General features: G+C 35.6%; 13 protein-coding genes. 4 read left to right on the top strand and 9 right to left on the bottom strand.

The genetic code is table 11. From position 1 onward, the window contains the following. Nucleotides 1-21 precede the first annotated feature (21 nt). A complete protein-coding gene (locus EG344_RS07670; RefSeq protein ID WP_123908959.1) occupies nucleotides 22-1206 on the bottom strand; it encodes a Pycsar system effector family protein in 1185 nt (394 codons plus the stop codon). 26 nt (nucleotides 1207-1232) lie between these two features. On the opposite strand from EG344_RS07670, the gene EG344_RS07675 reads away from it, so the two are divergent. Both EG344_RS07675 and EG344_RS07680 read left to right on the top strand, forming a co-directional pair. Then, complete coding sequence (locus tag EG344_RS07675; RefSeq protein WP_123908960.1) at nucleotides 1233-4949, top strand: metallophosphoesterase; 3717 nt, start codon at nucleotides 1233-1235, stop codon at nucleotides 4947-4949. 145 nt (nucleotides 4950-5094) lie between these two features. Further along, on the top strand, nucleotides 5095-5556 hold the full coding sequence (locus EG344_RS07680; protein ID WP_123908961.1) for a hypothetical protein: 462 nt from the start codon (nucleotides 5095-5097) through the stop codon (nucleotides 5554-5556). A gap of 117 nt (nucleotides 5557-5673) precedes the next feature. Here EG344_RS07680 and EG344_RS07685 read toward each other — a convergent pair whose 3' ends face one another. The 5 genes from EG344_RS07685 to ruvX form a co-directional block, all read right to left on the bottom strand. Further along, nucleotides 5674-6552 carry a hypothetical protein gene (locus EG344_RS07685; RefSeq protein ID WP_123908962.1) on the bottom strand — a complete coding sequence of 293 codons (879 nt, stop codon included), beginning with the start codon at nucleotides 6550-6552 and terminating at the stop codon, nucleotides 5674-5676. A 59-nt stretch (nucleotides 6553-6611) separates the two neighbouring features. After that, on the bottom strand, nucleotides 6612-7379 hold the full coding sequence (mazG, locus tag EG344_RS07690; protein WP_123908963.1) for a nucleoside triphosphate pyrophosphohydrolase: 768 nt from the start codon (nucleotides 7377-7379) through the stop codon (nucleotides 6612-6614). A gap of 201 nt (nucleotides 7380-7580) precedes the next feature. After that, nucleotides 7581-8138 (bottom strand): DUF5606 domain-containing protein, encoded by a 558-nt coding sequence (locus tag EG344_RS07695; protein ID WP_123908964.1) that lies wholly within the window; start codon nucleotides 8136-8138, stop codon nucleotides 7581-7583. A gap of 76 nt (nucleotides 8139-8214) precedes the next feature. After that, on the bottom strand, nucleotides 8215-8787 hold the full coding sequence (gene def, locus EG344_RS07700) for a peptide deformylase (protein ID WP_123908965.1): 573 nt from the start codon (nucleotides 8785-8787) through the stop codon (nucleotides 8215-8217). Then, nucleotides 8784-9200: a Holliday junction resolvase RuvX gene (gene ruvX / locus EG344_RS07705; protein ID WP_123908966.1), complete on the bottom strand. Its 417-nt coding sequence runs from the start codon at nucleotides 9198-9200 to the stop codon at nucleotides 8784-8786. The genes def and ruvX overlap by 4 nt, the downstream gene beginning before the upstream one ends. A gap of 115 nt (nucleotides 9201-9315) precedes the next feature. Here ruvX and EG344_RS07710 point away from each other — a divergent pair, with 115 nt between their 5' ends. Both EG344_RS07710 and EG344_RS07715 read left to right on the top strand, forming a co-directional pair. Continuing rightward, nucleotides 9316-9792 carry a SixA phosphatase family protein gene (locus EG344_RS07710; RefSeq protein ID WP_123908967.1) on the top strand — a complete coding sequence of 159 codons (477 nt, stop codon included), beginning with the start codon at nucleotides 9316-9318 and terminating at the stop codon, nucleotides 9790-9792. Beyond that, a complete protein-coding gene (locus EG344_RS07715; protein WP_123908968.1) occupies nucleotides 9773-10666 on the top strand; it encodes an archaemetzincin in 894 nt (297 codons plus the stop codon). The genes EG344_RS07710 and EG344_RS07715 overlap by 20 nt, the downstream gene beginning before the upstream one ends. A gap of 213 nt (nucleotides 10667-10879) precedes the next feature. On the opposite strand, the gene EG344_RS07720 is transcribed toward EG344_RS07715, so the two are convergent. The 3 genes from EG344_RS07720 to EG344_RS07730 all read right to left on the bottom strand — a co-directional run bounded on the left by EG344_RS07720 (nucleotide 10880) and on the right by EG344_RS07730 (nucleotide 16372). Beyond that, entirely contained in the window at nucleotides 10880-12424 is a 1545-nt protein-coding gene (locus EG344_RS07720) for a serine hydrolase (protein ID WP_123908969.1), read from the bottom strand. A 290-nt stretch (nucleotides 12425-12714) separates the two neighbouring features. Next, complete coding sequence (locus EG344_RS07725; protein ID WP_123859030.1) at nucleotides 12715-13995, bottom strand: hypothetical protein; 1281 nt, start codon at nucleotides 13993-13995, stop codon at nucleotides 12715-12717. Between the two features lie 10 nt (nucleotides 13996-14005). After that, nucleotides 14006-16372 (bottom strand): TonB-dependent receptor, encoded by a 2367-nt coding sequence (locus EG344_RS07730; protein WP_123908970.1) that lies wholly within the window; start codon nucleotides 16370-16372, stop codon nucleotides 14006-14008. Nucleotides 16373-16374: the final 2 nt, after the last annotated feature.

Below are 16374 nucleotides of genomic sequence, written 5' to 3' on the forward strand. Positions count from 1 at the left end.
GAATATCGTTATTTATATTTTTTACAGACTAAGGAATGCAAATCCAAAAGATAGCACAGAAATAATAATCCCAGCCATAAAGATTTTATAAGTTATAGATAAAAGCTTATACTTTCTGTCAAGAACTTTCCCCAAATAATACAGGTCTTTTACCATAGAATCATAAATATAATCCCTGTCTTTGATCAGATCTCTCATCGCGTTATGATAATCGTCAAAAAGCATCTGTTGGAAGTTTCCAAAGAATAACAGATTTACTTTTCTATTGGCAATATCCTGAGAGGTAAATGTAGTTTTTGTTACATTCGGTTTTGTAGAAAGGATCGCAAATATAATTGTCAGTACACTAGATAACAATAAAATAAAACTCGGAAGGATCAGATGAGAGTTTTTAGGCGCATCCAATTTTGGAACCAACACAGAAAGGCATACTGAAATAATGATCGCATTAACAGAAAGTAGGATATTAGCCTTACTGTCTGCAATATCACTTAACCTTGTATGATTGTTCAGCGTTACTCTAAATAAAGTATCTACACTTCTGTCAGACTTTTCTTTATCTTTTTTGTTGTCAGATTTATTATCTTTATTATCCGCGCTGGCTTTCTTTTCATCTTCTTTTTCCAGCTTCTTTTCAATCTTCTTGATATTTTTCTTTTTTAAAGGTTCCCAATTTTCCTGGGCATAATCCGTATAATAAGTATGCTTGTTTTTAAGCATATCAAGATTTCCGGCATTCCATTCTTCATTGGAAAAACATCTTACATTGGTAAGTTCCCATTCCTTTCTTAAAGCATCAGAAATATCATTATAGTCATGACCTGCAAAATGACTGAAATCAGCATCTTTTACAATTTTTTCCAATAAATTCTGAGGTACATAGGTAATTTTAGTCGCTAAAATCAATTTCTCCACATCTGCAATATAGCTTTCCGGATAATTTTCCTGGTGAAGAAAGTTTTTCATGATCTCCACTCCCCTTTCTTCATGATTCATGGCACATTCTATATATCCCGTATCATGAAACCACAAGGCCACAAGTACTTTTTCCTGATCTTCTTCAGAAACAGGGGTATGCTTCATAATCTCCTCAGCCTTATTGACCGTATAGGCAGTATGAATAAAATTATGATAAAAATATACTGAAGATAACTTATCTTTGAATAAGATTTCAACATAATTTTTAGCTTTGTCTAGAATGCTCATTCCTGAATTTTTGTTATTGTAAATTTATGAATTTATCCTTTAAAACTCATCTAAAAAATACTTCTATTGTTCTGAGAACAGTAATGTCCGCCGGAGTCATGTATTCCTGCGCAACATATAACGTACAAAAAGGCAAAAACTTATTTGAAGTAAAAGATTCTGAAATAAAATCTGAAAATGATTTTAAACTTTTCCTGATTGGAGATGCCGGAAACGCAGATGAACCTCAGGCACAAAAAACACTGAATTTACTTAAAAACAAACTTGATTCTGCAGACAGTAATTCAATGCTTATCTTTCTCGGAGATAATATCTATCCCAACGGAATGCCTAAAGAATCGGATAAAGGCTATGCTTTAGCAAAACAAAAACTAGAGGATCAGTTTACCATTACTAAAAATTTTAAAGGAAAAACCCTTGTCATCCCTGGAAATCATGATTGGTACAGTGGTTTAAGTGGATTAAATGCTCAGGAATCATTGGTGAAAAAATACTTCGATGATAAAAAAGCATTTTTACCCAAAAACGGATGTCCTATTGATGATATCAGCATTACCAAAGATATTAAACTGATCGCCATTGATACGGAATGGGCTATTACAAACTGGGATAACTATCCTGGGATTAATAAAGGCTGTACCATCAAAACCCGTGAAGATTTTTATACCGAATTTAAAGATCTTATCATCAAAAATCAGGGTAAAAGAATCATTATAGCTTTACATCATCCCATCATAAGCAGCGGAACCCATGCAGGGTTTCATTCGGCAAAATCGCACCTTTTTCCTCTTAACAGTAAAATCCCGGTTCCCGGAGTTGCCAGCGCCATCAATATACTCAGAAGCTCTTCGGGGATAAGTCCTGCGGATATAAACAATCAACATTATGCAGAACTAGCCAACAGGCTGAAGAGTATAGTTCAGGATAAAGAAAATGTGATCTTCGTTTCCGGTCACGATCACAACTTACAATATCATGAAGAGGGAAACATACGACAGATCATCAGTGGTGCAGGTTCCAAAACAAATCCATCTACCATTACTGAAAAAACAGACTTTTCATACGGGGGAAGTGGCTTCGCTGTCCTCAATATCAGAAAAGATCAGAGTACCGATGTGGAGTTTTTTTCCACAAAGGATGCTAAGCTGCAGAAATTGTCACAAATATCTGTCATATCCAAACCAGATGTATTTGTGAATAATTTTCCCAATACATTCCCGGCTACAGTGTCTTCAACCATCTATCCGGTACCGCTTACGCAGAAAGGAGGGTTCTACCGATGGCTTTGGGGAGATCATTACAGAAAATACTACGGGATGTCTATTGAAGCCCCTACAGCCAATCTTTCAGAGCTGGATGGTGGTTATACCCCATTCAGAGAAGGAGGCGGAAACCAATCCAACAGCTTAAGACTAAAAGCAAATGACGGGCAGGAATTTGTAATGCGTGGAGTGAAAAAAAGCGCGGTTAGGTTTCTTAATAATATGGCTTTCACAAGGAGTACTTTGAGTGAAGAACTTACCAATAGCTTTCCGGAGAAGTTTCTTTTAGACTTTTATACTACCAACCATCCTTTCACACCCTTTACCATAGGAAATATGTCAGAAAAACTGAATATTTTCCATAGCAATCCTAAGTTATATTATATTCCCAAGCAACAGGCTTTAGGAAAGTATAATCAAAACTACGGGGATGAAATGTATATGATTGAGGAACGTTTTTCTTCAGACCCTAAGACACTGGCTTACCTTAATCATGCAAAAGATATCGTTTCTACTGATGATGTCCTGAAAAACTTAACCAAGAATTACAAATATTCTGTAGACAAAGAGTCTTACATCAGAGCAAGGTTGTTTGATATGCTGATTGGTGACTGGGACAGACATTCAGATCAATGGAAATGGGCACAATATGAAGAAGGAGATAAAATTATCTATAAACCGATTCCAAAGGATAGAGATCAGGCTTTCAGTAAATATGACGGCGCGGCCTTTAAAATTATTATGAATGTTCCGGCCATCCGTCACATGAAAACCTTCACGGAAGATATCAGCAGTGTGAAATGGCTGGCTATGGAACCTTATCCAATGGATCTTGTCTTTTTAAAAGGTGCTACCCAGGAAGAATGGGAAGCCCAGGCTAAATATATCCAGGAACATTTAACAGACGCTGATATTGATGATGCCTTCCACAATCTTCCTAAAGAAGTTCAGGATGAGACCATCGCTGATATTCAGCGAAAACTGAAAATAAGAAAAACAAAATTACAGACATACGCATCCGAGTATTACAATGTACTACAGGAAAAAGTTCCTTTGGCCGGAACTATAGGACCTGATAAATTTGTGATTACCAAAAATGGTCATTCTGTTCTTGTACAACAATATAAATTAGGTAAACACAAAGATAAAAACGAACTGGTTTTTGAAAAGACTTATCATGATTCAAAAACAAAAGAACTTTGGATCTACGGGTTAGAAGATGATGATATTTATGAAGTAGTAGGAAAAGGGCGTCCCAAAATGAACATCAGGCTAATTGGTGGATATAATCATGATGTATATAATGTGGCAGACGGAAGGAAAGTAAAGATCTACGACTTCGAGTCTCAAAAAAACACTTATAATGCAGGAAATGCTACTAAAAATATTGCGGATGATTATGAAATAAATACTTATAATTACAAGCATCCGAAGTACAATGCTTTCGCAGGATATCCGAATATTGATTATAACCCTGATGACGGGGTTATTATTGGTGTTTTAGCTAATTATACGATGAATAATTTCATCCGTGATCCCTTTACCCAAAAGCATAGTTTAAAAGCCAACTTTTATACTGCTACTGCAGGGTTCAGCCTTATTTATAAAGGAATTTTCAAGAAGGCAATTTCAGGATGGGATTTTAATATTGATGCAGCATATACCACTCCGAGGTTTTCCCAGAACTTCTTTGGGCTTTCCAACGACAGTCCTTATGATAAAGAAAATACGGAAAGAGAATACAACAGGGCAAGAATTTCTAAGTTTAATGTTGCTCCTTCCATCTCAAAGAAAGGCTGGATGAACTTTAACCATCAACTCCAGCTTACTTTTGAAGATAATAAAGTACAGAGAAAAGACGGGCGTTTTATCAACACTTCCCCGGATGTAAGGCCTGAAGTATTTGACAGCCAACAATTCTTAGGGGCTAATTATACTTTCAGTTATAAAAATGCAGACAATCCCGCTTTTCCAACCCTGGGAATGGAATTGATGCTGAATGCCGACTGGAAAGCTACTTTTTCCAATTTCAACAGAAATTTCCTGACGGTAAAAGGAAGATTCGCTATTGACCACAGAATTGATAAAAAGGGAATTTTCGTATTTGCCAATGCCAGCAATGCCATGTGGATCAACAATGATAGTTTTGAGTTCTATCAGGCTGCAGCCATCGGAGGTAATAATAGAATGAGAGCGTTCAGAAATGAAAGATTCTCTGGAAGATCATATTTTACCAATAATTCGGAGATCCGTTGGGATTTTGGAAGAATCAGAAACAATATTGTTCCTGCCAATCTGGGAATTCTTGTTGGGTATGATATCGGCCGTGTATGGAATGACGGTGAATATTCCAGAAAATGGCATCAGTCTGTAGGCGCTGGTGTCTGGCTAAGCATTGTGGAAATGATGTCTGCCAGACTCAATTATTTCTATGGCTCAGATGGCGGCCGAATTTCTGCCGGGATAGGAATGAAATTTTAAATAAAATATGAATCAATAAAAAACTCAGGGAAATCCCTGAGTTTTATTTTTTTAACATACATAATAGTTTAGCATTACATATCGTTTTTATATTTTAGCTCATCAGCAAATCACAAAATACATAATCATTAAAAAAGCACCTCCAATGAAGACACTCATTATTTCATTTAATATTATTTTAGTTTTATCAAGTATTCATTGTCAGAACCAAAGCAAAAATGGAAACATTGAAAAAAATTTAACTGTAAACACACAACAGGCAAAAATTGAAAAAGTAGAATTAACAGAACAAACCAGAGGTTTTCAAACAACGATCACCCTCACTCCTAAGTCTAAAACCACCTCTTTTAATGGGGAGGAAAATACCTCTCCTCTATCTCCTTCCGAATGGGAATATATCGCACAGCAGGCTGCTGCTATTGATTTATCCAAAATATCAACATTACAGTCTCCTACTACAGGACGACATTCTGACCAGGCTATGATAGCTAATATTATGATAACAAGTAACGGAACTACCTATAATTCTGCCAATTTTGATTCGGGCAACCCTCCCAAAGAATTAGAGGCATTGTACCGTAAAATCCGCCCTTCTAAAAAAGAATAAAAGCTTTACTATTACATATAAAAACCACAGAATGATCTGTGGTTTTTAGTTGATGTATTATTTTGCTGTGAAAATACTGCAATAGACTTTCACATCATTAATATTGCTGTACTTAGATTATGGTTTAAGAGAAAACTGATATACATTCCCGCCTTCATCTTTCCCTTTTTCATCTGCAATCACTAAAGTCTGATCATTAAGAAATACAATCGCTTCCTTCTGTGAATTATGATGTAAAGGAATCTTATTGATCTTTACACCACTGAAATCATCAGCATTAAATCCTGTAAGAACATGCACATTTTTGTGCGTTAGCAGAACAATTTTATCCTTGGTACTGTTGATGGTTGCTGAAGTAATAGCCGCATCATTATATCCGCCCTGTAGCTTTAATTTCCCAATCAGTTTGGCCTCAAAGTTCCCTTCTTTATTAGGAACCTTAAATACAAGAAATGTTCCGTCAAAACCTTTGCTTCTGTTCTTCGTGAAAAGATAGAAATTGCCGTCCATCTCTACAAAAGCTTCACAGTCATACAGAAGGTTGGATTTTTTGGGTGGAAATTCTGTTTGCCCTTCATAGTGAAACTTAGTCGTTTGAACAACTTTTGTAGTGGTTTGAGTAATATCTTTCAGATCTGTTTTTAAAATTGCCAGATCCTTTCGGTCATTATCATTATTGCCAAAGTCACCGATATAGATATTTCCCTGGGCATCGGATATAATATCTTCCCAGTCTGTGTTTTCAGCATTTTCAACCGGAACTTTAGCCATCATTTGTCCACGATCACTAAGCCCATATACCGCATTTTTATTTCCTCTGTCTTCTATTACCCAGATTGTTTTTTTATCCTTAGACAGCGTAATACCGGAAACTTCCTTTAATTTTTTAGGTAAAGAAAATTGTGGTTTCAGATCGCTACTCTGAGCAGGTGAATTCTGTGCTTTTGGATTGCAGCTCAATAGAAATATGGCAGGAAGTATAAGAAAACGTAGCATATGTATTTTTTATTTTTTTTAACTGAATATAGGTAGCATTAATTGTTCCAACCTCGAATTTATGATAACTGTTTGGCCTTTTCCCAAAGAACATCCATTTCTTCCAAAGACATATCTGCAAGTTTTAAGTCCTGTTCTTCGGCCAGACCTTCCATCTTCTGGAATCTTGAAATAAATTTAATATTGGTCTTTTCCAGTGCAGAATCCGGATTGATTCCTGAAATTCTTGCATAGTTAATTAACGAAAAAAATACATCTCCCAACTCCTGCTCTTTTTTCTCTACATCTGTTTCCGCATGGAATTCCTGAATCTCTTCATCTACCTTTTTCCAGGCATCTTCCGCGTCATGAAATTCAAAACCAATCCCTTTTACTTTATCCTGAATTCTATACGCTTTTACTAAGCTTGGAAGACTTTTCGGAACACCTCCTAAAATAGATTTGTTTCCTTCTTTTAGTTTTAATTTCTCCCAATTCTGCTTCACTTCCTCTTCATCCTTCACTTCAGTATCTCCATAGATATGAGGATGACGGAAAATTAGTTTTTCATTAAGGGAATTAATTACATCGGCAATATCAAAACTTTCTTTTTCTGATCCTATTTTAGAATAAAAAACCAGATGAAGCAGTACATCTCCCAATTCTTTTTTAATCTCCTGCAAATCATCCTGTAAAATAGCATCGGAAAGTTCATAGGTTTCTTCAAGGGTAAGATGTCTAAGAGACTGTAGCGTCTGCTTCTGATCCCATGGGCATTTCTCACGTAAATCATCCATTATATCCAGTAATCTCCCGAAAGCTTCTAATTTTTCCTGTTTTGTATTCATAGTAATTGGAAATTCAATCTTATACAAAGGTAAGGGTTATTCAGACACCATTACAAACGTTAAGAATTAAAGTTTCGGGATCCGGGGTTCGTGATGGTTTAAACCTAATAGGTTTCCGAAACCTGTTAGGTTTTCGGGTAATAAAAAAGCCTTGTCAAGAAAATTCCTGACAAGGCTTTGTATTGTTAATTCAGAATTGAATTATCCTTGTTTTCTGTGTGTGCTTTTAGGAGCTGATTTTGCAGCTGAAGTAGCTTTTACTTTTGGAGCAGCCGGCTTTTCTGCTTTTGGAGCAGCTTTTTTAGCATCAATATCTAGGCTTACTTCTTCTGCAGGCTCACCATCTAAAGTTTCAGGCTCTGCTTTTACGAAGCTTTCAGGAGTGATATATCCTGCTTTGTGAAGGATGTTATACCACTGAGCCAATTTCTTGATATCAGAAGCATATACTCTTTCAGTATCATAATTAGGAAGAGAACTTAACATAAAATCTTTCAAATCTGCATCTGAAGATTTGTGAGAAATCGTCTCTTTATAATCATTATTTTTAGCTACATTTTCAAAAACTTCAAACAAAGGAACTTCTTTATCAAATGTAAACATTGCAATATTATCTAATAAGCTTACTTGGCTAGAGTTTCCAATGCTTACTTTTTTCTTGTTGGTAACATCTTCAATGATGAATCCGTTTCTTAATTGAGAAACTAATTTGTAAAGTCCTGGTTTTCCAGAAATTGAAATTATTTTTTCTAACAGCATAATTTTATTTTTTGTAAATTCTGCAATCAGCGTTAAGCTTTTTGCTTTTTATTGTTTCTTTTAATCCTTGTTTAAATTACTTTGGAAATCTCATTTTGTAACCAATACTTACGTCTCCCTGAGAAATCTTTGATAGTTTTCCTTTTACCAGCTTCTTCTTTAAGGCACTTAAGTGATCGGTAAACAGAATTCCTTCAATGTGGTCGTATTCATGTTGAATTACGCGGGCTCTAATATCGGAAAAAGTTTCTGTATGTTTCACAAAATTTTCGTCATAATATTCAATAACGATTGTCCCTTTTCTTTTCACGTCTTCTCTTACATCCGGAATAGACAGACAGCCTTCATTGAACTTCCATTCTTCACCGGATTCTTCAAGGATTCTGGCATTGATGAATACTTTTCTGAATTCTGCCAATTCATCCTTAATATCCTCATAATCCTCATCATCCGCAAGAGGAGTAACGTCTATTACAAACATACGGATATCCAAACCGATCTGAGGCGCTGCAAGACCAATTCCGTTTGCGCTGTACATCGTTTCGAACATATTATCTATCAGTTCCTGTAATCCGGGGTAATCTTTTTCTATATCTTTTCCCACTTTTCTCAAAACAGGATCCCCAAAAGCTCTTATCGGTAATATCATCTTAATCTTTGTTCTAAAAAATTCTGCAATATGATGGTTGCACTTACTTTATCTATTAATCCTTTTTCTTGTCTTTTCTTCTTACTTTTTCCACTTTGGGAAATAAAGAATGAAGCCATTTTGGAAGTAAACCTTTCATCAAAACGATGGACTGCAATATCCGAAAATTCTTTTTTAAATTCTTCAATGAATTTTAAAATATCGGTTTCCACCTCCGAAATATTTCCTTTCAAATCTATGGGAAGGCCAATCACTACTTCATCTACCTTATTTTCACTAAAATATTTTTTCAAAAATTCCATTAAAATACGGTTCTCAACAGTCTCCAGCCCACTGGCTATAATCTGCATATCATCCGTTACAGCGATGCCGCAACGGGCTTTTCCGTAGTCTATTGCAAGGATTTGTCCCATAAGTCTGCAAATTTAGTAAAATTTACTGATTTTATTCATTACGCAGTTTTTTTATGTAAATCATGTTTTATTCCATATTTTTTTTTATAATTTTAATCTTCCAAAAAACAGATATATGAAGAGACTCATCCTCGTAAGACATGCGAAGAGCGACTGGCCAGAAGAAACGGATGATTTTGACAGACCTTTGGCAGACAAAGGCCTGGTAGATGCTATGAACATGTCCAGATTCCTGAAAAACAATAATATTTCTATCGATCATTTTGTATCCAGCCCGGCAGTCCGTGCACTGAATACATGTAAAATTTTTAATCAAACGTATCAACTGAACTGTTCTACGAATGAAAAATTATATAATCCCTCGGAAAGAAATTTTGAATCTGTAATTTATGATCTGGATGACAATGTAAATTCAGTTGCCCTTTTCTCTCATAATAATGGTATTTCCAATTTTGCCAATTCCATTTCTGAAGATATTTTTCATTTTCCAACCTGTGGAGTTGCCGGTTTTGAAGTAGACTGCGATTCCTGGTCTGAATTTGATGGAGCCAGAAAGAAACTTTTGTTCTTTTATGAGCCAGGGAAAATATAAATTCACCCTTACCCCTTTTTATGTCATAGTCTTTATACTTTTTTTTTCATGTCAGAAGAAAAATAAGACCTATTTTGAAGCAATTGCCATCAATGATGTAAAGCTGTCTACCACTCCCAAACCTGGAAGCTGGAGGTATAATCATGATGAAAAATTTCAGCAATTTGAAGATTTTCAAAGGTCAAAAAAGATAAAGCCGGAACCTGGAAAAAATACCATTTATCTTCAGCCTATTGGTGGATTCACTGAATTACAGAAGAAAGAAATTGAATTCACTAAAGAATATTTAAAAATTTATTTTCAACTAGAAACGAAAATATTACCAATAGTATCCAACAGTATTTTCCCAAAAACTGTAAAAAGAATTTTCAAGGATGAGCAAGAACAAGTATTAGCCGGATATGTATTGGATAGTGTTTTAATGAAAAGAAAGCCAAAAGATGCTATAGTACTTATGGGAATCACAGAAAGAGACCTTTTTCCAAAGCCTGAATGGAACTATGTTTTTGGATTTGCATCCTATGAAAATGGAGTGGGTGTTACTTCAATCTATCGATTTGCCAACGGGCATCTTACAGATTCTAATTTTAATGAGAGTCTTACAAGATTGATGAAGATCAGTTCCCACGAAATTGGACATATGTTTGGGATCAGTCATTGTCTAAATGCTAATTGTGTAATGAATGGAACCAATACTCTTACTGAAACGGATTTTCATTATGCAAGGGCCTGTTCTCTCTGCCAGAGAAAACTCAACTCAAGTATTCCCTATGATAACAAAAAACGATTGCTTGAATTAAAAAATTTCTTTGAAAAACATCATCTCAATTCAGAACTTGCCCGTACTGAGCAGGATATCAATCTGCTCCAATAAACTACATTCATTTTACACATTTTATATTCCCCTCCTCCGAAGGGTTGACAATTTTTTTTGATGGATGGTAATATCTCCCACAGATTTCACAGAAACCTTGGGTAAATCTAGTTTGGATTGTTACAGCAGCCTTATTTATATATCCAATGAGAGCTACAAGAATAAAAAAGAACGAACCAAAGTCCGTTCTTCAATATTCATTGATTTTACAATCTACTTTCTTTTCAGATCCAGATCGTCAAAGTCAAAGCTGAAATCTGTGACATCGGAAATTGCCTTTAATTTTGCTGATTGAGCTTTTCCGTTTTCATCATAATCAAATATGATATACGCATCAGCATCGTAGCTTCTGTCATCCCATTTAATGATGAATGAATTATTGGAATAAGGAAGCAACTCTCCTTTTAATCTTGGGGAATTTTTACATGAAATTCTGTAAATACTTCCCTGCTGGGCAATGTCTACATCACCGAACCAAACATCGTTGTACATTCCTGTAAACTGTTCTGCTTTAGGTTGAAGCCCTTTTTCCTTTTTAAAGACTTCTGATTTTGCAAAAGCTTCTTTCTTTTGTTTATCGTACTCTGTATTCACTTTTGCCATTCTGTCTCCATACGTTTTCAGCCAGTTTCTGTCTGCCACTCCAAGGTAAGAATCTTTAACCGTATTGGTAATGGTATTGAACGCTGCTCCCGACTGTTGGTTGGTTAACACCACGATTCCTAATTTAAGATCAGGAATTAATGTAAACTGCGTTACAGTTCCAATCAATCCACCTGTATGCTGTACTTGTTTGTGACCTTTTACATCACTTAAGAACCAACCTAACCCATATCCGTAGAAACTTGTATCATAAGGGTTTTTAGCCGCTACTTTATCCGGAATCTGTAAGCTCCAAAGCTGTTGAACATTTTTATCGGAAACTAATTTTTTACCGTCTTTGGTGGTGAAATTATTCAGTAAACATTCTGCCCAGGTGGTCATGTCTTTAATATTACTCATGATTCCTCCGGCGGCATTTCCGGTTTCGTTCCAGTCGTGAGGAACGGCAATCGCTTTTCCATCTACAGGAGCGTGGGCATCAATTTTATTTGTTACTGCTTTCGCTCTGTTGTAGCTTCCAAAGCTGGAAGTCATTCCTACTGGTTTCATGATTCTCTGCTCAATAAATTCGGCCCAGCTTAATCCTGAAATTCTGTGGATTACTTCACCGGCAACGATGAACATGATATTATTATAATCTAAAGTTGTTCTGAAAGGGTTTTCTGGTTTCAGGTATCTCACATTGTGAACAATATCATTAACGGTTAAGCTTCCTCCTTCCGGAAAAAACATTAAATCTCCTTGTCCTAATCCTAGTCCGGCTCTGTGAGTAATAAGATCCTTGATCGTAATATTTTGAGAAACGTAAGGATCATACATTTGAAATTCAGGGATGTATTTTGAAACTTTATCGTCCCAATTCAATTTTCCTTCATCTGCTAAAATTGCTAATGCTACACAGGTAAAACCTTTGGAATTGGAAGCAATGCCTACCAAAGTACTATCATCCATTGGTTGTTTAGAGGTAAGAGAACGTACTCCAAATCCTTTGGAATAGGTAATTTTTCCATCTTTTACAATTCCTACCGACATTCCCGGAACGTCAAAAGTTTTCAAAGTATTTTGGATCAGATCATCCAGTTTTTTCTCTTCAACCTGTGCATTTGCTAATCCTACGGTTAAAAGAAAAATGAAAAAAGAAAATTTCTGCTTCATTATTTTTTTAATTTTCCCAAATTTAGTAAATAAGTGAGTATGGAATAATAAAATTGTGATTTATATGATGGGAAGCTTAAGGATGAAAGATGGAAATACTCTTAAACTATAAATAAAAGGAAGTTATTAGAAACTTAGCTTGTAGTTCAGGTTGAATTTTAATAATCGGGGTATGATAACGCCTAGCTTTCAGCCCTACGCATCCTTCCTTATCGCCACAAAAAAACCGGGAGAAAACTCTCCCGGCTGTCGTTAAATCAAATGATCTTATTGTACTAACAAAAAAGAAATTATTTTTTGGAAATGACATTCACACCCATTAATCTTCCGCTTCCTTTAAGTTTAAACTCAACTTTAGTGTTTTTAGAAACCGGGTCATAAGAACTTAAGCCTGAAAAGTTATCAGCTTTATTATTAGACATGAAATAGATTCTGTTTTTATACAAGAATGGGTTTTGATAGTTGTAGAAATTATCTACCGGAATATCCAGTTTTACAGCCTTCTTCGTCTGAACATCAATTTCGTTCCAGAACCAGATATCATTTCTGTAGCTTACCCCATGGCCTCCTGCATAATAGGATGCACCTGTTGAAGGAATGGTAGTATAAATTTTATTGTTATAAGCGAAGATTCTGTTAAACTCTGCCGGCTGTACATAATTCTTCATATCAATTTCAAAACCAGCATCGAAGACAGTTTGCCCGTTCTTTATTCTTAAAATCTTTGATGAATATGCTGATTCCTGAGCTTTCATATCTGATGCTGCTACCATATAAATATCTTTGGTTACCTCATCAATACTCCATAGAACATGGTCAGTGAAAAGTCCCAAGTTGGTAGTATTAGGATATTTTGTAACATTTTCCACCTTTTTTGAAGTCAGGTTATAAACTGCAACTGCCACTTCTTTTACAACAGGTTTGATCTGCCAGTTCGATCCTTTTTTACCAATCTGTAAATCAAGATACAATTTATCATCTCTTTTTATTAGGATTAATTGTCCGGCAGCCTGATAAGCTGTTTCTCCTGGTTCAAGCACTGCAGGATCAATAGTTTGCGCTAATGAAGACAGGTCAATTTCTCCTGTACGCTGCATGGTTCCCGGATTAAAGGTTTGGATTTTAAGCATTCCTCTGGAACCATCCCAATAATATCCTTCTGTATCACTTACGACAAGATAATTAGGTTCAAATCCATTATTTTGAGTAGCAATAAACCCTTTTGATGAAATATTTCCGGCATTATCTGCTGTCAATTTAGAAAATCCTTCTTCTGAAGAAGCGGCTCCTCCCAATCTGTACATGTTTTCTCCAAAAGCTTTCCCTCCTGCAGAATAAGCAATCTGGTAGAACGGCTTTTTATCAGCCAATGAAAGTTCTCCCTGAGGCAGTTCTGAGAATGAATAAATATTTCCTCCCCATCCTGCTGTACTGTTATAGATGATCCAGCTGTCTTTAGCTGTTGTGGTTGGCTGTTTCTGCTCTTCAATACTGTCATCGCTGCTGCAATGGGTAAAAAGCAATAGGCTTAATGCAGATAAAATGATTGAAATCGATTTTGATTTTCTCATGATTATAATATTAAAAAATTGTATACGTTAATTTCAAATGATATGATCTTGTAGGTTTCTGTGCATTATAATTATCATACAGTCTTTCGTTCGTAAGATTATTAATGCTAAAATTAATGGCCAACTTAGGATCTGCAAGGAAATAGGTAATTCCTACCCCTACATCTACCATTCCCAGTCTCCCGTCATTCGGAATCAGAAGGTCACTGGAAGCTATAGTTGCTTTAGAAAACAATCCCGGCTCAAGGTTTTTCGGTACAGGGTATAACAGAAAACGATGCACATAATTAATGTTGTAGTACAGCTCCACCTTATCCTTCATTTTCAGAATATCTGAAAAATTCACTCTCAGATAATGATTCCCAAATAAGTAAGGAATATTCGGCTGTCGGGCATCTTCCCAGATCTTTTCAGAACCGGAAAGGTTTTTAAGCCTTATATCCTGGTAGGTAAAATTGAATCCTGTCTGAAGATTTTTTATAGGCTGATAATTGATCTCATACTCTAATCCAAGAATTCTGTTGTCATAATAGTTCTGATACCTTCCATAAGGATTATCTGGTATCATGAATATGGTGTTTTTGACGTTTCTGTAGAAGAGATTTAAACTCGTATTCAGTTTATAATTCGATGAAGTATAATCCAGAACAACATTTACATTATCACTTTTTTCCGGCTCCAGATCAAGATTTTCTTTGATTAAAATTCCATCTCCGAAAATTTCAGTTTCATCAGGAAGACGAACCGCTTTTTCATAGGATAATTTCAGGATAAAGTTTTTAGGCTTATAACTTATACCAGCCATATATCCAGAGGCATTCTTACTCCGGTCAGAATCCCATGCGAAATTATATTTATCAGTAGTATATCCTTTAGAACTGAAGAAATAATTCTTTACCCCAAGTACAGTTTCTACTTTACGGTCAAGCCAATGAGATACCAATCCCAGTGCTGCAATATTCTTGTTATAAACCGCCGGGGTTTTAAGAACATCATCTCCGTATACATTGACAGCCCCATAAGGATCACTTCCCTTCCTTCTTTGATAGAAATACATATTTCCAAATTCCAGGCTATGATTATTATTGATTCTGAATGCGGCATTGAGCCTTGTATGAAACATATTGTAATTCATCTTCAGATCATTCCCTTTATTGATCTCACCAACGCTGTTTTCATTACTGAAAGTGTATTCTCCCAGCCAATTGTATCTTCGTCTGCTGATGTCCACAAAAGAATTGTTATATCTGGCAAAGGCAGTCATCAAATCTACTTTAAGACGACTATCAAAGAACATTTTTTTATACTGAAGATATCCTGTCACATTATTTTCCTTTGCGAAAGCTTCTCCGTAAGGTTTTCTCATTTCGAGGTCATTCTGAATTTCCTTATAAAAATGAGAATAAATAAGTCCTACTCTAAAGTCATTCGCCCAGCTTTTATTCCTTACTCCAGTGTAAACCTCCATATAAGAAGCTTCGGTATCATCATGAAATCTTTTGGCTTCCACTTTTTTAAGATTGGCCGTTTCAGTATCAATAACTTCACCAAGAATTTTATAATTATTTTTGGAAAACACATAGCTAGCCTGGGTTCCTATATAAAATAAACTGTCTTTTTTCCCTATAAATACAGCATTAAGATGTGATTTATAGGTACTGAATGACGCAATCTCATTAGATATTTCAAGGTTATCTTTCTGTATCGGCTTTGAGATAAAATTAATCCCGCCTCCTAAAGCGTCCGATGCCAACGATATAGGCATTACCCCTTTGTAAACATCTACTCTATCCAGCATATTGGGAGACAAAACATTAGGATTAAAGCTGTGTCCATAAAATTCAATGGGAACACCATCCCTAAAAATTCTGACTGCTTTCCCCTGAAGCCCTCCAAGATTGACCTGAAATGCGGAACCAACGCCCCCTTCAGTTCGGAGCTTAACTCCGGTCGCCATATTCAGTATTTCACCAATATTGTTTGCCTGGCTTTTTACCGCCTGCATATCAACGATTTTTACACTTAGCGGTGTTTCCTTTAATTTTTCAAGTTTCTTTTTACCTCTGATATAAACTTCATCAATCCGGTTCGCATTTGAAATCTCTATTTCGTATTTCTGGTGTGCTTGACAATTGATATGTATTGTATCATTATAAACAGATTTATTCTGATACAATACAGACACCTTTACAAGACCATCAGAAACCTCAGCAAAATCAACAGTTCCCTGTTTTGAAATCTTTTTCTTTTCACCGTTAATGACTACATATACTTCATCATGATTATAATTCTTGATGTTTTTAACAACTAAGGTAATTGGGCAGGCAGCCAATGCTAAGGAAGAAAATGCAGAGATCAGAAAAAATATACGCTTCATAG

The sequence above is a fragment of the Chryseobacterium sp. G0162 genome, assembly GCF_003815715.1.
Classification (GTDB): Bacteria; Bacteroidota; Bacteroidia; order Flavobacteriales; family Weeksellaceae; genus Chryseobacterium.

What these genes read in the sequence shown, in the direction of transcription:
- EG344_RS07670 (WP_123908959.1), bottom strand. Translation starts at nt 1,206, where the DNA reads ATGAGCATTCTAGACAAAGCTAAAAATTATGTTGAAATCTTATTCAAA.
- EG344_RS07675 (WP_123908960.1), top strand. Translation starts at nt 1,233, where the DNA reads ATGAATTTATCCTTTAAAACTCATCTAAAAAATACTTCTATTGTTCTG.
- EG344_RS07680 (WP_123908961.1), top strand. Translation starts at nt 5,095, where the DNA reads ATGAAGACACTCATTATTTCATTTAATATTATTTTAGTTTTATCAAGT.
- EG344_RS07685 (WP_123908962.1), bottom strand. Translation starts at nt 6,552, where the DNA reads ATGCTACGTTTTCTTATACTTCCTGCCATATTTCTATTGAGCTGCAAT.
- mazG (WP_123908963.1), bottom strand. Translation starts at nt 7,379, where the DNA reads ATGAATACAAAACAGGAAAAATTAGAAGCTTTCGGGAGATTACTGGAT.
- EG344_RS07695 (WP_123908964.1), bottom strand. Translation starts at nt 8,138, where the DNA reads ATGCTGTTAGAAAAAATAATTTCAATTTCTGGAAAACCAGGACTTTAC.
- def (WP_123908965.1), bottom strand. Translation starts at nt 8,787, where the DNA reads ATGATATTACCGATAAGAGCTTTTGGGGATCCTGTTTTGAGAAAAGTG.
- ruvX (WP_123908966.1), bottom strand. Translation starts at nt 9,200, where the DNA reads ATGGGACAAATCCTTGCAATAGACTACGGAAAAGCCCGTTGCGGCATC.
- EG344_RS07710 (WP_123908967.1), top strand. Translation starts at nt 9,316, where the DNA reads ATGAAGAGACTCATCCTCGTAAGACATGCGAAGAGCGACTGGCCAGAA.
- EG344_RS07715 (WP_123908968.1), top strand. Translation starts at nt 9,773, where the DNA reads ATGAGCCAGGGAAAATATAAATTCACCCTTACCCCTTTTTATGTCATA.
- EG344_RS07720 (WP_123908969.1), bottom strand. Translation starts at nt 12,424, where the DNA reads ATGAAGCAGAAATTTTCTTTTTTCATTTTTCTTTTAACCGTAGGATTA.
- EG344_RS07725 (WP_123859030.1), bottom strand. Translation starts at nt 13,995, where the DNA reads ATGAGAAAATCAAAATCGATTTCAATCATTTTATCTGCATTAAGCCTA.
- EG344_RS07730 (WP_123908970.1), bottom strand. Translation starts at nt 16,372, where the DNA reads ATGAAGCGTATATTTTTTCTGATCTCTGCATTTTCTTCCTTAGCATTG.